Annotated in this window: 16 protein-coding genes; 9 read left to right on the top strand and 7 right to left on the bottom strand. The window is 65.6% G+C overall.

The window, feature by feature from the left end:
* Window positions 1–58: 58 nt before the first annotated feature.
* The 3 genes from A0J57_RS07575 to A0J57_RS07565 form a co-directional block, all read right to left on the bottom strand.
* A complete protein-coding gene (locus A0J57_RS07575; RefSeq protein WP_025549412.1) occupies window positions 59–793 on the bottom strand; it encodes a thioredoxin domain-containing protein in 735 nt (244 codons plus the stop codon).
* Window positions 794–841: 48 nt separating this feature from the next.
* Window positions 842–1,513 (bottom strand): thioredoxin domain-containing protein, encoded by a 672-nt coding sequence (locus tag A0J57_RS07570; protein ID WP_048577242.1) that lies wholly within the window; start codon window positions 1,511–1,513, stop codon window positions 842–844.
* 70 nt (window positions 1,514–1,583) lie between these two features.
* Entirely contained in the window at window positions 1,584–2,126 is a 543-nt protein-coding gene (locus A0J57_RS07565; RefSeq protein ID WP_048577243.1) for a DUF721 domain-containing protein, read from the bottom strand.
* Between the two features lie 26 nt (window positions 2,127–2,152).
* Between A0J57_RS07565 and A0J57_RS07560 the strand changes: the two genes are divergently transcribed.
* The 4 genes from A0J57_RS07560 to A0J57_RS07545 are packed head-to-tail and all read left to right on the top strand — an operon-like array spanning window position 2,153 to window position 6,321.
* On the top strand, window positions 2,153–3,223 hold the full coding sequence (locus A0J57_RS07560) for an A/G-specific adenine glycosylase (protein WP_061934885.1): 1,071 nt from the start codon (window positions 2,153–2,155) through the stop codon (window positions 3,221–3,223).
* The gene (gene nudC, locus A0J57_RS07555; protein ID WP_025549417.1) at window positions 3,210–4,142 is read left to right on the top strand and encodes an NAD(+) diphosphatase; all 933 of its coding nucleotides are present in this window, start codon (window positions 3,210–3,212) and stop codon (window positions 4,140–4,142) included. The genes A0J57_RS07560 and nudC overlap by 14 nt, the downstream gene beginning before the upstream one ends.
* Before the next feature lie 48 nt (window positions 4,143–4,190).
* A complete protein-coding gene (locus tag A0J57_RS07550) occupies window positions 4,191–5,537 on the top strand; it encodes a TldD/PmbA family protein (protein ID WP_061934883.1) in 1,347 nt (448 codons plus the stop codon).
* A complete protein-coding gene (locus tag A0J57_RS07545; protein WP_048576920.1) occupies window positions 5,524–6,321 on the top strand; it encodes an inositol monophosphatase family protein in 798 nt (265 codons plus the stop codon). The genes A0J57_RS07550 and A0J57_RS07545 overlap by 14 nt, the downstream gene beginning before the upstream one ends.
* Window positions 6,322–6,417: 96 nt before the next feature.
* Here the strand turns inward: A0J57_RS07545 and A0J57_RS07540 are convergent, their stop codons facing one another.
* Window positions 6,418–7,131, bottom strand: coding sequence for a GDSL-type esterase/lipase family protein (locus A0J57_RS07540; RefSeq protein WP_061934881.1), 714 nt, complete (start codon window positions 7,129–7,131; stop codon window positions 6,418–6,420).
* A gap of 117 nt (window positions 7,132–7,248) precedes the next feature.
* Here A0J57_RS07540 and A0J57_RS07535 point away from each other — a divergent pair, with 117 nt between their 5' ends.
* Window positions 7,249–8,205: an acyltransferase gene (locus tag A0J57_RS07535; RefSeq protein ID WP_061934879.1), complete on the top strand. Its 957-nt coding sequence runs from the start codon at window positions 7,249–7,251 to the stop codon at window positions 8,203–8,205.
* Window positions 8,206–8,209: 4 nt separating this feature from the next.
* Here A0J57_RS07535 and A0J57_RS07530 read toward each other — a convergent pair whose 3' ends face one another.
* Both A0J57_RS07530 and purD read right to left on the bottom strand, forming a co-directional pair.
* Window positions 8,210–8,737, bottom strand: a complete 528-nt coding sequence (locus A0J57_RS07530; RefSeq protein WP_048576922.1) for a hypothetical protein — start codon at window positions 8,735–8,737, stop codon at window positions 8,210–8,212.
* A 64-nt stretch (window positions 8,738–8,801) separates the two neighbouring features.
* A complete protein-coding gene (purD, locus tag A0J57_RS07525; RefSeq protein ID WP_061935025.1) occupies window positions 8,802–10,085 on the bottom strand; it encodes a phosphoribosylamine--glycine ligase in 1,284 nt (427 codons plus the stop codon).
* Window positions 10,086–10,092: 7 nt separating this feature from the next.
* On the opposite strand from purD, the gene xseA reads away from it, so the two are divergent.
* The 4 genes from xseA to A0J57_RS07505 all read left to right on the top strand — a co-directional run bounded on the left by xseA (window position 10,093) and on the right by A0J57_RS07505 (window position 16,057).
* Window positions 10,093–11,592, top strand: coding sequence for an exodeoxyribonuclease VII large subunit (xseA, locus tag A0J57_RS07520; RefSeq protein WP_025549422.1), 1,500 nt, complete (start codon window positions 10,093–10,095; stop codon window positions 11,590–11,592).
* A 31-nt stretch (window positions 11,593–11,623) separates the two neighbouring features.
* A complete protein-coding gene (locus A0J57_RS07515; RefSeq protein ID WP_061934876.1) occupies window positions 11,624–11,833 on the top strand; it encodes a DUF2093 domain-containing protein in 210 nt (69 codons plus the stop codon).
* A gap of 15 nt (window positions 11,834–11,848) precedes the next feature.
* A complete protein-coding gene (locus A0J57_RS07510) occupies window positions 11,849–12,685 on the top strand; it encodes a M23 family metallopeptidase (RefSeq protein ID WP_061934875.1) in 837 nt (278 codons plus the stop codon).
* A 333-nt stretch (window positions 12,686–13,018) separates the two neighbouring features.
* Window positions 13,019–16,057: a TonB-dependent receptor gene (locus A0J57_RS07505; RefSeq protein WP_061934873.1), complete on the top strand. Its 3,039-nt coding sequence runs from the start codon at window positions 13,019–13,021 to the stop codon at window positions 16,055–16,057.
* Between the two features lie 111 nt (window positions 16,058–16,168).
* Here the strand turns inward: A0J57_RS07505 and clpB are convergent, their stop codons facing one another.
* Window positions 16,169–18,748, bottom strand: coding sequence for an ATP-dependent chaperone ClpB (gene clpB, locus A0J57_RS07500; protein ID WP_061935023.1), 2,580 nt, complete (start codon window positions 18,746–18,748; stop codon window positions 16,169–16,171).
* Window positions 18,749–18,917: the final 169 nt, after the last annotated feature.

Genomic DNA, 18,917 nt, shown 5'->3' with positions numbered 1-18,917 from the left:
GAGCCGCCCCGCCATCAGCAGGAAGCCGGACCGACGATGTCAGCCCCCCCTTGTCCAATCAGATCCCCGCTTCCTTGAGCTTCGTGCGCAGCGCGGGCCAGGCGGCGGTGTTCTCCACCGTCACGCCGTTCAGGATGAAGGTCGGCGTGCCCTCGATCTTATATTGCTGATTGGCGTCCTCTACGCCCTTGGCCAGCTTTTCGGCGGCGGCGGTGTCGGCCAGGCATTGCTTCGCCTGATCTTCCGATATGCCGCGCTGCTTGGCGAAGTCGACCAGGCCGACGGCAGCGGCGAGCTGGCCGAAGCGCTGGGCCGGGGGCGCGCTCATCAGCGCCTTGTACCTATCGTCGCCCAGCGCCTGCGCCTTTTCGAACATGGCGTTCTGGTTGGCGAAGAACTGGTCGGACAGCGGATAGAAGATGTCCTTGCCGCCGCAACGGGCCAGCAGCGCCGTCGAAATGTCGATCGGATCGCGCACATAGTTGCGGAATTCGAAGCTCATCTTGCCGGAGTCGACGATCTGCCTGATCTCCTCGGCCGATTCGGCGGCGAAGTCGCGGCAGTGCGAACAGGTGTAGGAGCCATATTCGACCAGCTTCACCTTCGCATTGGGATTGCCCATGACGAAATGGCCGTCGGGCGTCGTGGCGATCGTCTCCGACCATTTGGTGCCGGCCGGCGCGGCGACGGCGGCGACCGGTTCGGCGGAGGTGGCGCTGCCTCCTTCCTTCTTGCCGCAGGCGGCGACGGTCAGGCTGAGGGCGATCAGGGCAAGTCCGGAAAGGGCTTTCACGTTGTTCTGGGCTCCGTATCGTCGGGCGTTGTCGTCGAAGGGTTTAGATCAGGGCAATGCAGCCTGCAACCGCGTCCAGTCCGATCCATGAACCAGCGTGCCGTTCAGCGTGAAGGCAGGCGTGCCGCCGATCCGCAGCTTGTTCCAGGCTTCGTCCGTCATGGCGAGGACCTGCTTCATCGATGCGGGATCGTTGATGCAGGCGTCGAGCTGGGCGGGCTTGTAGCCGCGCTTCGCCATCAGGGCGTAGAGGCCGGTCTTTTGCCCTATGTCGCGCAGGGCGGCCTTCTGGTCGGCGGGCTTGGCGGCGTCCTTTTCATAGGCCTGGAGCTTTTCCATCCAGGCATCCTGATTGGCGAACAGCGCCTCATGATTGCCGAAGAAGCGCCGTGGCCCGCCGCAGCGGGCAAGCAGCGCGGCGGTCAGGTCATATCGGTCGCGCACCGCGTTGCGCACTTCGACGCTCAGCGTGCCGCCCTTCACATAACGGGCGCGAAGCGGCTCGCTGGCCTCTCCCACGAAATGGGCGCAGTGCGAGCAGGTGTAGCTGACATATTCGACCAGCTTCGTCGGCGCGGCGGGATTGCCCAGCACATGGCCGCCCATGGGAGAGAGGGCGATCCGGCCCAGCCAGTCGGCGGCGGGGGCGGCCCATGCGGACAGGGATGCGCTCGCGGAAATGGCGAGCAGGGCGAGGAAAGCCAAACGGATTTTCGTCATGCGGTGGTCCAGTGATGCGCCGCCCCTGTCACGGCTGAGGTTGTCATGTTTGAACTGCTCAACTGCGATACTAGCTGATCTTGGGCAAACCGCTGCTGTTGGCCAGCCCTTGCGCCAGGGATTCCAGCACCGCGCGCAGTTCCGGATCGCCAATGTCGCGCAGGGAATCGCCCAGCTCGACCGGAATGGGTTTGAGGTTGACCGGCGGGGGGCGGCGTTCCGGTTCCCTTGCCTGGACCATCCCCTGTTTCATCGCCACCCGGGCGACGGCGGCATAGCCGAAGAAGCGGTTCACCCGTTCGACAATGTCGGGCAGCACATGCTGGATCATCGGCGCATGGCCGCTCATGACGGTGAGCTGCAATGTGCCGCCCGCCTTCTTGCCGGCGGGGAAGCGGATCGATTCGGGTTCGCTGATCGCTGCATAATGCGGGCCGACGATCTCCGCCCAGCGGGTGACGATGCTGGACTGGACGAAGCCGAACTTGCGGAAGGCGGCGGCGCCGATGGCGGGCATCAGGTCCGCGATCCGGCGCGGCGCGCCGATGCGCGGGCGGTCTTCCGCATCCGACTTGCGGCTTTTCATTTTGGGAGTCGGGGGGCGTTCCGTCATGCCTCGCTTAATGGCATAGGGGCGGCATGCGCGTCGAGGGTAACATCCAGAAAATAGCATCCGATCTGCTCGCTCATTACGATGTGCATGCGCGCAGACTGCCCTGGCGCGCCCCGCCGGGGGCCAATGCCGCCGATCCCTATCGCGTCTGGCTGTCGGAGGTGATGCTCCAGCAGACCACGGTGGCGGCGGTCGGGCCCTATTTCGCGAAATTCACGCAGCGCTGGCCCGATGTGGCGGCTTTGGCGGCGGAACAGGATGCCGAGGTCATGGCCGCCTGGGCGGGGCTCGGCTATTATGCCCGCGCCCGCAATCTGCTGGCCTGCGCCCGGTCGGTGGCTAACGACCATGGCGGGGTGTTTCCCGATACCGAAGAGGGCCTGCGCGCCCTGCCCGGGGTCGGCGCCTATACGGCGGCGGCGGTGGCGGCGATCGCCTTCGGGCGGCGCGCCGTGGTGGTCGACGCCAATGTCGAGCGGGTGGTGGCGCGGCTCTTCGCCATCGCCACGCCCCTGCCCGTGGCGCGCCCGGAGATTCGCGCCGCGACCGACGCGATCACGCCCGATGCCCGCGCCGGGGACTTCGCGCAGGCGATGATGGACTTGGGCGCGACCATCTGCACGGCGCGCAACCCCGCCTGCGGCATTTGCCCCTTGCGGGAGGATTGCGCGGCTTTCCGCACCGCCGATCCCGCCGCTTTCCCGGTCAAGGCGGCGAAGAAGGCCAAGCCGCACCGGCTGGGCCATGGCTGGTGGATCGAGCGGCCCGACGGACATGTCTGGCTGGTGCGGCGGCCCGACAAGGGAATGCTGGGGGGCATGCGGGCGCTGCCTTCGTCGGATTGGAACGATGCGCCCGACGCGACGCCGCCGCTTGCCGCGTCGTGGCGGCGGGTGGCCGAGCCGGTCGCGCATGTTTTCACCCATTTCTCCCTCGCATTGACGGTGCACCATGCCCATGTCGGGCCGAACGTGACGCCGCCCGGCGAAGGTGAGTGGTGGCCCGTGGCGGACATCGGGAAGGCGGGCCTGCCGACCCTGTTCGCTCGCGCCGCCGAGGCAGCGATGAAGGAGAGAATGGACGATGCACGGCTCTAACGCCCCCTATTCGCGGCTCGTGGCCTTTGGCGGGGGACGGCTGGACCGGGTCGACCATGTCCGCACCAATCCCGCTTTGCTGGCGGAGGCCTTTGCCTCGCCGCTGGCGCGCCGCGTCGTGCTGGAAGGGCTGGAGCCGGTGGTCGAGGGCGGGCATCTGGTCATGGAGCCGCTGCCGGAGGATGCCTGGGTCGAGCATCATGCGCTGCTGGGCGTGGATGAGCAGCAGCGGCCGATCTTCGCTGAACTGCTGGCGGATGCGCCGGACAGCTTCTTCGCCACGCCGCGCAGCCGTGCGCTGGCGGACGAGGTGCCGGGGCATGAGGTTGCCCTCTACGGCGTGGCGCGCAGCCTGCTGGCCTGGCATGCGCGGCATCGCTTCTGTTCGGTGTGCGGGCAGCGCACGGCGCCGGTCAAGGCGGGCTGGTCGCGGCAATGCGGGTCGTGCCGGGCCGAGCATTTCCCCCGCGTCGATCCGGTGGTGATCATGCTGGCCGAACATCGCGGGCGGGTGTTGCTGGGGCGGCAGCATAGCTGGCCGGCGGGACGCTATTCGGCGCTGGCCGGCTTCGTCGAGCCGGGCGAAACGCTGGAGGAAGCCGTCATCCGCGAGATCAAGGAGGAAGCGGGCGTAGCCACTCACTCAGTCCGCTATGTGACGAGCCAGCCCTGGCCCTTCCCCTCTTCGCTCATGATCGCCTGCACGGCGCAGGCCGATGACGACGCGCTGAAGATCGATGAAAATGAGATCGAACATGCCTTCTGGTGCGACGAGGCTGGCGTTCGCGCCGCGATGGCTGGCGAAGAGGACGCGCCCTTCATCGCGCCGCCGCCGATGGCGGTCGCCTGGCATCTGCTGCGGCACTGGCTGGATGAGCGACCGGAAGGGCAGGTTGCCGACCATGGCCCAAGCGCGTAAGGCCGCCCCTTCGCCCTGCATATCCCCTTTCAGGAATCGACACAGTCCATGCTCAGCCTAGAAGAAGCCCAGTCCCGCGCGCAGGATCTGGTCACGGCGGCGCGCCGGGCGGGGGCGGATGCGGCCGACGCCATCTATGCCTGCAACGCCTCGACCAACGTATCCGTGCGGCTGAGCGCGTTGGAGGATGTGGAGCGGTCGGAAGGCGAGGAAATCGGCCTGCGCGTGTTCATCGGCCGTCGGTCCGCCAGCATTTCGGCGTCGGACATGAATCCGGCGACATTGGCGACCTTGGTCGACCGCTGCATCGCCATGGCGGGGCAGGCGCCGGAAGACCCCTATGCGGGCCTTGCGCCTGAAGACCGGCTGCTCAGGAAGAAGCTGCCCGCGCTGGACCTGACCGATCCGTTCGAGCCGGAACCGGCGCAGCTCAGAGAGCGCGCCATGATAGCCGAGGAAGCGGCGCGGGCCGTGCCGGGCGTCACCAACAGCGAAGGCGGCGGCGCGGCGACCGGGCGGAGCCAGATGGCGCTGGCGACCAGCCATGGCTTTGCCGAGGCCTATGCGGGGACGAGCCATTCGACCTGGGCGAGCGTGCTGGCCGGGACCGGCGCCGACATGCAGCGCGACCATGCCAGCCACAGCGTCCGCCATATCGAGGATCTGGACGATGCCGAAACGGTTGGCACCCGCGCCGGGCATCGGGCGGTGGCGCGGCTCAATCCGGTGAAGGTGGGCAGCGGCGTGATGCCGGTGATCTTCGACCCGCGCATCGGTTCCAGCCTGGTCGGGCATCTGATCGGCGGCATGGTAGGCCCCGCCATTGCGCGGCGGTCGAGCTTCCTGCTGGAATCGCTGGGCGAGGCGCTGTTCGATGCGGCCATCACGATCATCGACGATCCGCTGCGGTTGCGCGGCCTGCGTTCGCGACCCTTCGACGGCGAGGGGCTTCCGGTCGAACGCCGCGCATTGATCGACAGGGGCGTGCTGACCGGCTGGCTGATGGACAGCGCTTCGGCGCGGCAATTGGGGCTGGAGCCGACCGGCCATGCCAGCCGGGGCGGCAGCGGCGCGCCGGGTGCGGGCGTCACCAATGTCCATATGGAGCCGGGCACGCTGTCGCCGGGCGAACTGATGGCGGACGTGAAGCGCGGCCTCTATGTCACCGAACTGATCGGCATGGGCGTCAACGGCGTGACCGGGGATTACAGCCGGGGTGCTGCGGGTTTCCTGATCGAAAATGGCGCCGTGGGACAGGCCGTGTCGGAAATCACCATCGCCAGCAATTTGAAGGACATGTTCCGGGCGCTGGTGCCGGCCAACGACCTCGCCTTCCGCTATGGCATGAACGTGCCGACCCTCCGTATCGACGGGATGACCGTTGCAGGCGGCTGACATCTCCTTGCGCGAGGTGGTGGCGGTCGTGTCGGACGCGGCTGACCGGGCCCTGACGCTCTGGGCGGGCGGGGAAACGCGCGTGCGCCAGTGGGAGAAAGTGCCCGGCCATCCGGTGTGCGAAGCCGATCTGGAACTGGACGCGATGCTGCGCGAGCGGCTCTACGCCATCGATCCGTCGGCGGGCTGGCTGTCGGAGGAGACGGCGGACACCGTGCACCGTCTGAACCTGCCCCGCGTCTGGGTGGTCGACCCGATCGACGGGACGCGGGATTATCTGCGCGGGCGGCCCGGCTGGGCGGTATCGGTGGCGCTGGTGGAGCATGGCGCGGTGCGCTTCGGCATATTGGCGGCGCCTGCGCGCAACGAACTGTGGATAGCGCAGGCAGGCGCGGGGGCGACCCGCAACGGCCGGACCTTGCAGGCCGGATCGCGGGCCGTCCTGCCGGGTTCACGAGTGCCGGCGGATCAGTTGCCCCGCCATGACCGCGATCTCGTCACCGTCGACAAGCCCAACAGCATCGCGCTGCGCATGGCGATGGTGGCGGCGGACGAGGCCGACCTGGTCGCCACGGTGCGATGGGGCAATGAATGGGACGTCGCCGCCGCCGCGCTGATCGCGGAGGAGGCGGGGGCGATCGTCACCGACGCGCTCAGCAATCCCTTTTCCTTCAACCGGCCGCAGCCGACGGCCTTCGGCTTGCTGTGCGCCGCGCCAGGAATCCATGCCGCCGCAGCGGAGCGGCTGGCGCCGCGCGCACGGGAAATATTGGGACGCGGGTGAGGCGTCGCCGGGCTTGAGATACCATGATGGTGGCCAATCGCCGCCATTGGCATGGGCAGCTTGGCGAAAACAGAGAGGCAGCCCCCCTTCCACATATCAAGCCACGCAGCGACGGACAGTCTCGGCCGGCAGGACATCGTTCAGTCGCTGGCGCACCACCCCGGCCCAGATGCCATATCCCGCCGGGTTCATATGGACGCCGTCCGCCCGATAATTGTCGCCCAGCTTTCCATCCTTCAGCAGCGGCGTCGTGATGTCGGCATAATAGGTCAGCGGCATGCGCTCGATCAGCCCTTGCGTCGCCGCGTTGAACAGCATCTGGCTCTTGAAGATCGACCGCCGCGCCGGACTGGGCTTCATCGACAATATCACGACCGGCACGTCACCCATCATCCGGTTGCGCAGGTCCAGAAATCGCCCAAGGTTGCGGAGGACGGTGCGAACCTCAATGCCGTTGGCGATGTCGTTCTCCCCGGCATAGAGGATGATCGCCACCGGTTTGCTGTCCTGCGCCGCATTGGCGAAGCGCGGCAGGATCTCGGCAAAGGTGGCATCATCGATGCCCCGGTTATGCGTTTTCCATGGCGCCATGTCCCGGCTGAGGCTGGTCCAGCGGCGCATGGAAGAACTGCCTACGAACCAGAGCGAACAGGCGCTTGGCCCGGGCCCGTCGTCCGGCAGCGTCACATGCGCCGCGCGGTATCGGCCCACCGCCAGCCAGCTACCGACGATCAGGCAGAAGATGAGGGCCGCCAGCCCCCATTTGGCAAAAGGCGAGGCGTCGAGGCGTTGCAGCAGCGGCGTCTTCATCGAAGGATATAAGTAGCGTCTTTTTCTACGGCGCAAAGCCGAAATTCCCTACTGCGCCTTAACGATCGGGCAAGAATGTGACGCTATCGTTCCGATTCCTGCACCGGGGCAATTTTTGTGGGCAAGAATCCGTCGATCGACCTGCTGAAAGGCGTGCTGATCCTGCTCGTCATGGGTGGGCACGTGATGGAACTGACCGGCGGCCACGATCTGGCGCTGTGGGTCGGGTCGGGTTTTCGCATGCCGTTGATGGTCGGCATCTCCGGCTATCTGCTCAACGTCACCCGCATCCGCACCGACAGTATCCAGCGCCTGATGTCCCGCTATGGCCGGCGAATGCTGCTGCCCTGGCTTTTTGCCGGCATGGTGTACCTGATCGCGAGCGGCGCGGCGCTCCGCTGGACCCTGCCGTTCGACCTGTTGTTCCGGCCGCCCTTTCACCTCTGGTATGTGCCGACATTGTTCTTCCTGATCATGCTGACGCGGCTGCTGCCCTTCTCCCCGCTGGCGCTGCTGGCGGTCGGCACGCCGATCAGCCTGGCGATCATGTATGGCTTCGGCCTCCATCATGGACCGGTGGGGGACAGTCTGTTTTCGCCCGACAGCCGCTTCCTGCGCTATCTGGTCTATTTCTTCTTCGGCATGCTGATGGCGGAGCGGCGGGTTTCGCGACGCTATCTGCCGATCGCCGGGGCGGTCGCGCTGCTGGGCCTTCTCTGGTGGTCCGGCCTCTATGATGCCGACAATGTCCTGGCCTTCGTGCCTGCGCGGCTTTTGATGTGCCTTGGCCTGATCGCGCTGCTGCCGATGCTGTCCGCCCTGCGGCTGGATTTCGCGCCGGTCAATGCGATCGGGCGCGACAGCCTGTTCTTCTACCTGTGGCACCCGCTGGTCATGGGCGTGCTCGTCATGACGGATGTGGGCCCGGCAGCGACGCTGGCGCTGTCGCTCCTGCTGCTTGCGCTGGCATGTCGCCTGACGGCGCGCGGCACGCTGTTGCCGCTGCTGTTCGGCAGCCTGCCGCAAGGGAGCGGGACGGTCCCGCCCCTGGCGAAAGCGCCCCTACCGGCCTGACCGTTCAGATCTTGCCATATTTGGCTTCGAAACCGGCAACGTCTCCGGCGGCGAGATATTTCGCCTGGTCGATCCACTGGTCCCGCACCGGGCGGCCCTTGAAATTGCCCAGCTTCGCATCGATGGCGGCAATGTCGGCATCGCTCCAGCCGGCGATCTGGGCATAGCGCGTTACGCCCAGTTCGATCAGCAGCGTGTTGAGCTTGGGGCCGACACCCTTCAACCTCAGCAGGTCGTCGGCATCGCCGGACGCTGCGGTGACCGCCGGCGACGCCGGGACCGCGATGGGCGCCGCAGCGTCGACCGGAGCCGGGGCAGCGGCGACGGGTTCCGGCACGACCGGCTCCGCCGGCTTGGAAAGGGGCGGGGCGGAAGCAGGCGGCGCGGAAACGGGGGTGGTGGGCTTCTTGGCCTCCACCGGGACGGAAGGTTCGCTCGGCCTGTTGCGCCCGGACAGCAGGAAGACGATGCCGATGATGACCAACAGCGCGATCAGCAGCCACAGGCCATAGTCCATGAAAAATTCTTGCATCGCTTGTCCCTCCCTGTCCGAATTTGGCCTATTTAAGGATGGTTGAGGGCGCGCCGCAAGGGGATCAGCGCGCGGCCTCCTCCCTCGCGACCTCCCGCCACCCAATATCGCGGCGGTAAAAGCCGGTCGGGAAGCCGATGGCGTCGACCGCCTTGTAGGCCGCCTGCTGCGCCGCCTTCACCGTGTCGCCGGTCGCGGTGACGTTCAGCACGCGGCCGCCATGGGCGACGATCGCGCCGTCCCTGTCCGCCGTGCCCGCATGGAAAACCCGCGCTCCCGTGGCTTCCGCCGCGTCGATGCCGGTGATCGCGCCGCCCTTTTCCGGGGTGCCGGGATAGCCGTTCGCGGCCATGACGATGGTGAGCGCGGCGCGGTCCGCCAGTTGCACCGGCCCCTGCTCGGCCAGCCTGCCCTCCGCCACCGCAAGCAGCAGCGCCACCAGATCGCCGTCGAAGCGCATCATCAGCACCTGGCATTCGGGATCACCGAAGCGGGCATTATATTCGATCAGCTTCGGCCCTTCGGCGGTCAGCATCAGCCCGGCATAGAGCACGCCGCTATAGGGCGTCCCTTCGGCGGCGAGCGTGTCGACGGTGGGGCGGACGATCTTCTCGATCACTTCCGCTTCCAGTTCCGGGGTCAGCACGCGGGCCGGGCTGTAGGCGCCCATTCCGCCGGTATTGGGGCCGGTGTCGCCGTCGCCCACGCGCTTGTGATCCTGCGCCGATCCGAAGGGCAGGATGGCGCTGCCGTCGGTCAGGGCGAAGAAGCTCGCTTCCTCGCCGGTCATGAATTCTTCCAGCACCACTTCCTCGCCCGCCGCGCCGAACGCGCCGGAGAACATGGAATCGAGCGCCTCCAGCGCCTCTTCCCGCGTTTCCGCGATGATCACGCCCTTGCCCGCCGCCAGACCGTCCGCCTTGATCACGACCGGCAGCGCGAAATCGTCCAGCGCGGCGATGGCGCCGTCCTTGCTGGTGACGCGCTCATAGGCGGCGGTCGGGATGCCCGCGCGCTTGCACAGGTCCTTGGTGAACCCCTTGGACCCCTCAAGCTGCGCCGCCTTCTTGCCCGGACCGAAGACCGGATAGCCCTTGACCCGCAGATTGTCGGCCAGCCCGTCGACCAGCGGTGCTTCCGGGCCGATCACCACCAGGCCGATGCTGTGGCGCAGGCAGAAATCCACGACGGCGCGATGATCCGTGGCATCAAGGTCGACCAATGTCGCATGCTGGGCTATGCCGGGGTTGCCCGGCGCGGCATAAAGGGTGCTGAGAGCGGGCGATTGCGCCAGCTTCCAGGCCAGAGCATGTTCGCGGCCGCCGCCGCCCAACAGAAGGATGTTCATTTCGCCCATGTCCCCGGAATATGAAGCTGGTTTCGATGTCTCGGGGCGCCTGTTAGCCGAGGAACGCTCAGGGGACAACGCGCCGCCGCTGTCGGTGAGCGAATTGTCGGCCCTGCTGAAGCGCACGGTCGAGGACCGTTTCGGCCATGTCCGCCTGCGCGGAGAGATTTCCGGCTTCAAGCGGGCCGGGTCGGGGCACATCTATCTGTGCCTGAAGGATGACAATGCGGTGATCGACGGCGTGATGTGGAAGGGCGGGGCGGCGCGCCTGCCCTTCGCGCCGCAGGACGGGGTGGAGGTGATCGCCACCGGCAAGCTCACCACCTATCCGGGGCGCTCCAAATATCAGATCGTGATCGAGCGGATGGAGCTGGCGGGCGAGGGCGCGCTGATGGCGCTGCTGGAGAAATTGAAACAGAAGCTGGCGGCGGAGGGGCTGTTCGACCGGGAGCGCAAGCGGCGTTTGCCCTTCATGCCTCGCGTGATCGGCGTCGTGACCTCGCCCACCGGGGCGGTGATCCGGGACATTCTCCATCGTCTGGAGGATCGCTGCCCGACGCAGGTGCTGCTCTGGCCGGTGCTGGTGCAGGGACAGGGCGCCGCCGAGCAGGTGGCGCGGGCGGTGCGCGGGTTCAGCGAGATGCAGCCGGGCGGCCCTGTGCCTCGGCCCGATCTGGTGATCGTGGCGCGTGGCGGCGGCTCGATCGAGGATTTGTGGAGCTTCAACGAGGAGATCGTCGTCCGTGCCGTGGCGGAATGTTCGATCCCGATCATCTCCGCCGTGGGGCATGAAACGGATACGACGCTCTGCGACTATGCCGCCGACATGCGCGCGCCTACGCCCACGGCGGCGGCGGAAATGGCGGTGCCGGTGCGGGCGGAGCTGCTGGCGATGCTGACGGAGCAGGGCTTGCGCATGGACCGGGCCGTGCGGCGAGGAGCGGCGCAGGCGCGCGAGCGGCTGGAGATGCAGGCGCGGCTGATGCCGACGCCGGACATGCTGCTCGCGCCCCAGCGCCAGCGGCTGGACCAACTGTCCGATGGTCTGGTCAGCGGATTGCGGCATCGCGTTGCCGATGCGCGGGCGCATCTGGGGCAGGCGGGCGGCGCGTTGCGGCCCGCCCTGCTGCGCCAATATGTCAACCGCGCCGCCGAGCGCGTCGGCCGGTTGCGGCTGCGCCCGGATTATCTGGAGCGCGTTTACAAGGACCGGGCGACCGCTTTCGATCGCGTCTCGCGTCTCTTCACGTCGGTCAATCCCGACCTGCCGCTGCAACGCGGCTTCGCGCGGGTGATGGCGGGCGACCGGCTGGTGAAATCCGTGGCGGAGGCGCGGGCGGCGGGCGCGGTCAGCCTGCATTTCCGCGACGGCGCGGTGGGCGCGAGCATCGATGGCGGCACGCCCCTTGAGAAGCCCGCCGCCGAGGCTATATCGACTCCGTCACGCACCCCGCGCAAAGCGCGCGAGGGCCAGGAGACGGGCCAGCAGGACCTGTTTTCCCAATGACGCCGTTGCACAGGAAAGGCCGAGTGATCCCATGCTGATGTCCAACCGCGACCGCCCGGCCCGGCTGCACTATATGGCCTACAGCTTCCGCGTGCTGCAGGCGGGCGACCATGTGGTGTGCTCCGTCAGCGGACAGAAAATCCCGCTGGAGGATCTGCGCTACTGGAGCATCGCCCGGCAGGAACCCTATGCCAGCGCCGAAATCTCCGCCCAGGCCGAACTGAAGGCGCGGGGTCTGTAAGGTGCCGGGGTTTAGATGAAGGGCTGGATCGCCGCCGCTGCGCTGGCGATGGCCGGTGTGGCGGCCACCTCCCCGGCAGCGCCGCCTGCCGTGGAACTGGTGCTGGCCGGTACGCCCGTCCAGGGCGGCGCCTTGCTGGGCACGGCGCCCAAGGGGACGGTCGAACTGCGCTTCAACGGGCAATTGGTGCCGGTCGATGCCGATGGCCGTTTCCTGATCGCCTTCGACCGCGATGCGGCGCCGCAGGCCCGGCTTATCGGACGTCTTGCCGATGGAACGCTTCTCGACCGCGCCCTCACCGTCGCGCCGCGCGACTGGCGGATCGAGCGGGTCGATGCGCCGCTGCGTCCGACGAAAAGCACGGAAGCCTTCCTTGCCCTGCGCAAGCCGGAGCTTGAACGGATCGCCGCCGCGCGCGAAACCGTGACTGACGCGCAGGGTTGGCGCCAGCGGTTCATCTGGCCGCGCATCGGTCGCGTCTCCGGCTTGTTCGGCGCGCAGCGCATCTATCAGGGGCAGCCGGGCGCCTATCATGGCGGCGTGGATATAGCGGGCGCGACGGGCGAGCCGGTGGTGGCCCCGACCGACGGGGTGGTGATCCTGGCCGCGGATCGCCCGTTCACGCTGGAGGGCAATCTGCTGATGATCGACCATGGTCATGGATTGAACAGCGCCTTCCTGCATCTATCGCGGATCGACGTGATTCCCGGTCAGCATGTGATTCAGGGACAGCGCATCGGTGCGATTGGCGCCACCGGCCGGGCCACCGGACCGCATCTCCATTGGGGGATGAAGTGGAATGAAGCCCGGATCGATCCGATTTTGCTCACCGGACCCATGCCGCAGAACTGATCTATTATTTCACGGAACTATAATTTTATTCGTTCGTTTGCGCGCACCTCGCGCGAATGTTTTTCGCGCAAACACAGCGATGCAACAAAGTTGTTAAACAGGTGTTCAATGATCATTTTGAGCGATTGTGGCATAATTGCTACAGTGCCGCTCAAATGCGAATTGTCACTGGCCGCCCTGCTTTACACCCATAAAACGACTGCGCACAGTATCCCGCAGCACGTGTGAAGAGGGTTTGCTGTCGGGCTCCTTTCGCTCTCTTCACACGTCGAAAGAAATGGAACAGGCGGTGGGCTTGCAGCCTATCATCACTCCAGAGCAAGGGACTGGATAGTGAACAAATCATCGAAGAATGCGCTGCTGCGCGGAAGCGCGGCATTGCAGGCGTTGGCCTTTGCAGGGCTGGCGTTTTCCGCACCGGCATTTGCGCAGGCGCCTCAGGCGTCAGGCGATAATGCGCCGGAAGACACCATCATCGTTACCGGGTCCATCACGCGCAATCCGGCGGCGGCAACCGCGTCGCCGGTGGTCTCGATCACGGCCGACGATCTCCAGAAGCGCGGTATTCCCACCGCGACGGAATATCTTCAGACGTTGACCGCCAACAATGCCGGCACCATTCCTCCTAGCTGGTCGGCCTTCGGCTTCACGACGGGGGCGAGCGCGCCCTCGCTGCGCGGGTTCAACAATTCCTACACGCTCGTCCTGTTCGACGGCATGCGTACTGCCGTCTATCCGCTGGCCGACGACACGCAACGCAACATCGTCGACATCAATACCATCCCGAACTCGATCATCGGCAATATCGACACGCTGCTCGACGGCGCTTCCGCCACCTATGGATCGGACGCGATCGCCGGCGTGGTCAACGTGATCACCAAGCGCGAGATCAAGGGCCTGCACCTGAACGGCTCGATGGGCATCTCGCAGCGCGGCGATGCCGGCGAGCAGCGCATCAGCGGCAGCTACGGCTATGGCGACATCGACGAAGATGGCTTCAACGTCTACGTCAGCGCTGAATATCAGCATAATGACTCGCTCTATTCGAACCAGCGCGGTTATCCGTTCAACACGGCTGACCTCAGCCGCATCTGCGGCACCGCCGAGCAGGGCTGCCTTACCAATGCGATCCGCAATGGCATCCAGTATGACGGCAGCTATCTCGGCTTCCAGGGGACGCAGGCAAATGCGGTGCGGCCCTTTGATCCGACCAATCTCACCACGCCGCTCGACGCCCGCTATCAATATCTGAACGGCTGTAACGGCCTGGGTTCGATCACCCTGACCCCGGACCAGCTCACGTCGACGGCGCCCGCCAATGGCGTAGTCTGTCAGGAAGACACGGTCGTCGGCAAATATCAGATGTATAATGCGGAGATCACCCGTCGGGGCGGCACGCTGCGTGCGACGAAGGTCCTTGGGGACTCTGAAATTTTCGCCATGTTCAACTATTACAACACGACGACCTTCAATGAAGGTTCGCCGCGTGGTTGGGCTACTTCGACGGCTGCAGGCGGCCGTCGCGTGACGGTGAGCCGCATCTTCCTGCCAGCTTATGTCTGCCCGCAGGGGACGGCGGTAGTCGGCGCCAATCCGGCGACCGGCAATATTAGCGGCGATCTCGTCGCCTCGGGTTGCAACGCCAGCAACGGCGTTCTCAATCCGAATAACCCGTTCGCTGCGTCAGGCAATGTCGCCCAACTGCTGGGCGTGCCCGATCGCGGTATCCAGACCTACACCAATTCGAAGGTTTATCGTGCTGCGCTTGGCGCCCACGGTACCTTCGGTGAAGGTTGGGAATATAATCTCGGCGTGACCGCATCGAAGGTGAATCTGGATATCACCAATCGCAACTACATCTACCTGCAAGGTCTGATGGATGCGATTGCGCAGGGAACCTATAATTTCGTTAATCCGACGGCAAACAGCCAAGCCGCAATCGACCAAGTGTTCCCAGAACAGCACAAGACGTCCACTTCGAAGCTGTTCCAGATTCAGGGATCGCTGGCCAAGGACGTGTTCGAACTACCGGGCGGAATGCTGAACGTCGCGGTGGGTGGACAGTTTCGCCACGAATCGCTCAATAACCCGAGTTCTAACCCGGCGGACGATGCCAATCCCTACGCGCGCTACTATACGATCAACGCCGTGGCAGTTCAGGGCAAGCGCGACATCTGGTCGGCTTCCTATCAGGTGGCAGCGCCGATCCTCGACTCGGTTCGTGTAAAGGCCTCTGGTTCTTATGAACATTATTCGACTGGACAGGAGGCCTTCTCGCCCAAGTTCGAAGCCGAATTCACGCCCATCAAGGAACTGAAGCTGCGCGGCACATGGTCGCGGGGCTTCCGTGCACCGAACTTCAACGAATCGTTCCAGGCGCCCGGCACCGGCTATACCGCTGCCACGATCGTCTGCTCGCAGCCGACCTATGCGGCGTTCTGCGCCGCGCATGCCAGTAATCCCACCTATTACACGGGTGGTTATTCGCCGGGCCTCACTTCGGCGGGCAACCCGAACCTGAAGCCGGAGAAGTCGACGGCCTATACGCTGGGCGCAGTGTTCCAGCCCCGGTCGAACATGACTTTCACGGTCGATTACTGGCGGACCAAGATCAAGAATCTGATCGTTCCGGCATCGGCATCGGCGGAAATCTACGAGCAATATTATACCAATAACGGTGTTGTGAACATTCCGGGCATCACCGTGATCCCGGGTGCGGCCGACCCGCAGAATCCGAACGCACTGCCGTTGCTGGGCTTCATCGAAGCTCCGTTCCGCAATGCCAACGCATTCCTGGGTGAAGGCATCGACCTGTCGGCCGACGTCAAGCTGCCGATCGGCAACACCGTTACGCTGCGCAGCGTCGCCAACGCATCCTACCTTATGAAGTTGCAGCAGGAGAATGACGACGGCACGATCTGGCGGGCTGACGGCACGCTGGGTCCATGCGGCTGGACGTCCTGCTCGGGTGCGCCGAAGTGGCGCGTGACTTGGCAGAACACGTTGGACTTCAACGACAAGTTCAGCTTCACGCTGACGGCCAGCTATACCGCCGGCTATTCCCCGACGGCAGCCGACTCGGGTGGCACCTACAAGGATTGCGCGCAGAGCGCCGCTGACGGCCAGCTCATTGTCTACGACAATGGCGATCCGGTGCAGTGCCACGTGAAGGCGACGTTCAACCTGGATGCTCACACCGAGGTCAAGGTTGCCGACAGATTCACCCTGTACGCCGACATGCTCAACGTGCTGAACGATCGGCCGCCGCTCGATGTGAACGCGGGCTACGCCATCTATCAGTTCAACCCCGCCTGGGCGGATCGTCTGTTCATCGGCCGGTACTTCCGCGTCGGCGCGAAGGTCGATTTCTAAACCGGCCTAGACTGGAAATGATGAGGGCGGCTTCCCGACGGAAGCCGCCCTTTTTCATGTCGGGACCACTATCCCGATAGCGACTGCGTTACGGTGCCGGCGTTCCGAAGGTCAGCCCACACTCAACCTCAACGCCCCATCCCCTTCATCCACCCTCACGGTCGCGCCGTCCGGCACTTCGCCGCGCAGGATCAGGTCGGCCAGCGGGTCCTGCAGATAGCGCTGCACCGCGCGCTTCAGCGGCCTTGCGCCATAGACCGGATCATAACCCACCCGGCCCAGCCATGCCCGTGCGCCGTCGGTCAGGTCGAGTTTCACCTTCCGGTCCTTCAGCAGCTTGCCGATCCGCGCCACCTGGATGTCCACGATCGGCGCCATGTGGGCGGCGCCCAGGCGGTGGAACAGGATCACCTCGTCCAGCCGGTTCAGGAATTCCGGCCGGAAATGCGCGCGGACGATGTCCATCACCTGATCCTCGACCTTCTCGACCGGCTCGTCATCCGTGAGCGAAGCGATGAACTGGCTGCCCAGGTTCGACGTCAGCACGATGATCGTATTGGTGAAGTCCACCGTCCGGCCCTGCCCATCGGTCAGGCGGCCATCGTCCAGCACCTGGAGAAGCACGTTGAACACATCGCCATGCGCCTTCTCCACCTCATCGAACAGCACGACCTGATAGGGCCGGCGACGCACGGCTTCGGTCAGCACGCCGCCTTCCTCATAGCCGACATAACCCGGCGGCGCGCCGATCAGCCGGGCGACCGAGTGCTTCTCCATGAACTCGCTCATGTCGATGCGCACCATCGCGCTGTCGTCGTCGAACAGGAATCCGGCGAGCGCCTTGGTCAGCTCCGTCTTGCCCACGCCCGTGGGCCCCAGGAACAGGAACGATCCCAGCGGCCGGTTCGGGTCCTGCAAACCCGCCCGCGAACGGCGCACCGCGGTCGACACGGCCTTGACCGCATCGGCCTGGCCGATGACGCGCTTGCCCAGTTCCTCTTCCATGGCGAGCAGCTTCTCGCGCTCGCCCTCCATCATCCTGTCGACGGGGATGCCGGTCCAGCGGCTGACTACCGAAGCGATGTCCTCGCTCGTCACTTCCTCGCGCAGCATCGCGCCCTGCGTGACGTTCTGGGCCTCGGCCAGCTTGCGCTCCAGCTCCGGAATGCGGCCATAGGCCAGCTCGCCCGCCTTGGCGAGGTCGCCCGCGCGCTGCGCCTGGTCCAGTTCGACGCGGGCAGCGTCCAACTGCTCCTTCAGCTTGCTTTCGCCTGCGATCTTGTCCTTCTCCGCCTGCCAGCGCTGGGTGAGTTCGGCCGACTGCTGCTCCAGATTGGCTAGGTCTTCTTCCAGCGCCGCCAAGCGATCCTGCGAAGCCTTGTCCGTCTCCTTCTTCAGCGCCTCCCGCTCGATCTTGAGCTGGATGATCCGCCGGTCGAGCGTCTCGATCTCCTCCGGCTTGCTCTCCACCTCCATGCGCAGCCGCGAAGCCGCCTCGTCCATCAGGTCGATGGCCTTGTCCGGCAGGAAACGGTCGGTGATGTAGCGGTTGGAGAGAGTCGCCGCCGACACGATCGCGCCGTCGGTGATCCGCACGCCATGGTGGAGTTCGTATTTCTCCTTCAGGCCCCGCAGGATGGAGATGGTGTCCTCCACCGTCGGCTCGCCCACGAAGACAGGCTGGAACCGCCGCTGCAACGCCGGGTCCTTCTCGACATATTTGCGATATTCGTCGAGCGTGGTCGCGCCGATGCAGTGCAGTTCGCCGCGCGCCAGGGCAGGCTTCAACAAATTGCCCGCGTCCATCGCACCCTCGGACTTGCCCGCGCCGATCAGCGTGTGCATCTCGTCGATGAAGAGGACGATCTGGCCTTCCGCGCCCTTCACCTCGTCCAGCACGCCTTTCAGCCGCTCCTCGAACTCGCCGCGATATTTGGCGCCCGCGATCAGGCTCCCCATGTCGAGCGCCATCAGCGTGCGGTCCTTCAGCGTATCGGGCACGTCGCCATTGGCGATGCGCAGCGCCAGCCCCTCGGCAATGGCGGTCTTGCCGACGCCGGGATCGCCGATGAGGACGGGATTGTTCTTGGTGCGGCGGGCCAGGATCTGGATTGTCCGCCGGATTTCCTCGTCACGGCCGATCACGGGGTCCAGCTTGCCCTCGCGCGCCGCTTCGGTCAGGTCGCGGGCGAATTTCTTGAGCGCGTCGTAGCGATCCTCCGCGCCCGCCGTGTCGGCGGTGCGCCCCCCGCGCAGATTGTTGATCGCGGCATTCAGCGCCTCCGCCTTCACACCAGCCGCCGCCAAAGCCTTGCCGGCCGCCGTGGTGGTGGCGAGGGTGAGGGCCAGCAACAGCCGCTCGACGGTGACGAAGCTGTCCCCCGCCTTGGTCGCGATCTGTTCGGCACTGTCCAGAACGCGCACGGCATCATTGTCCAGGCCGGGGGTCTGCTGCGCGCCGCTGCCGGATACGGCAGGCACCTTGGCCAGCGCTGCGTCGGTTTCGCGCAGCGCCACGCCGGCGTCGCCGCCCGCTGCCTTGATCAGGCCGGAGGCCATGCCCTGCTGGTCCTCCAGCAACGCCTTCAGCAGATGCTCCGGGCCGATGCGCTGATGGCTCATCCGGATCGCGACAGTCTGCGCCGACTGGAGGAAGCCTTTGGCGCGGTCAGTGAATTTTTCGAGGTTCATCATGTTCCCCTTCGTGAAGCTCGTCACGATGTAATGTTGCATAAAAGCAACACAAGAGGCTCTACGCAAATATCCTTACGTCCTGGCGCACCGTGTTCCTTATGAAGGCGAGAAGCCGGTCCCGCCGTCAGAACTGGACTCCTGCATTGGCTCAGGCCGACCTTCGGGT

It is taken from the genome of Sphingobium sp. 22B (genome assembly GCF_001580035.1).
In the GTDB taxonomy this organism is placed as follows: Bacteria; Pseudomonadota; Alphaproteobacteria; order Sphingomonadales; family Sphingomonadaceae; genus Sphingobium; species Sphingobium fuliginis.
Note: the sequence above shows the minus strand (reverse complement) of the source record. Positions and strands in the feature narration are given on the sequence as shown.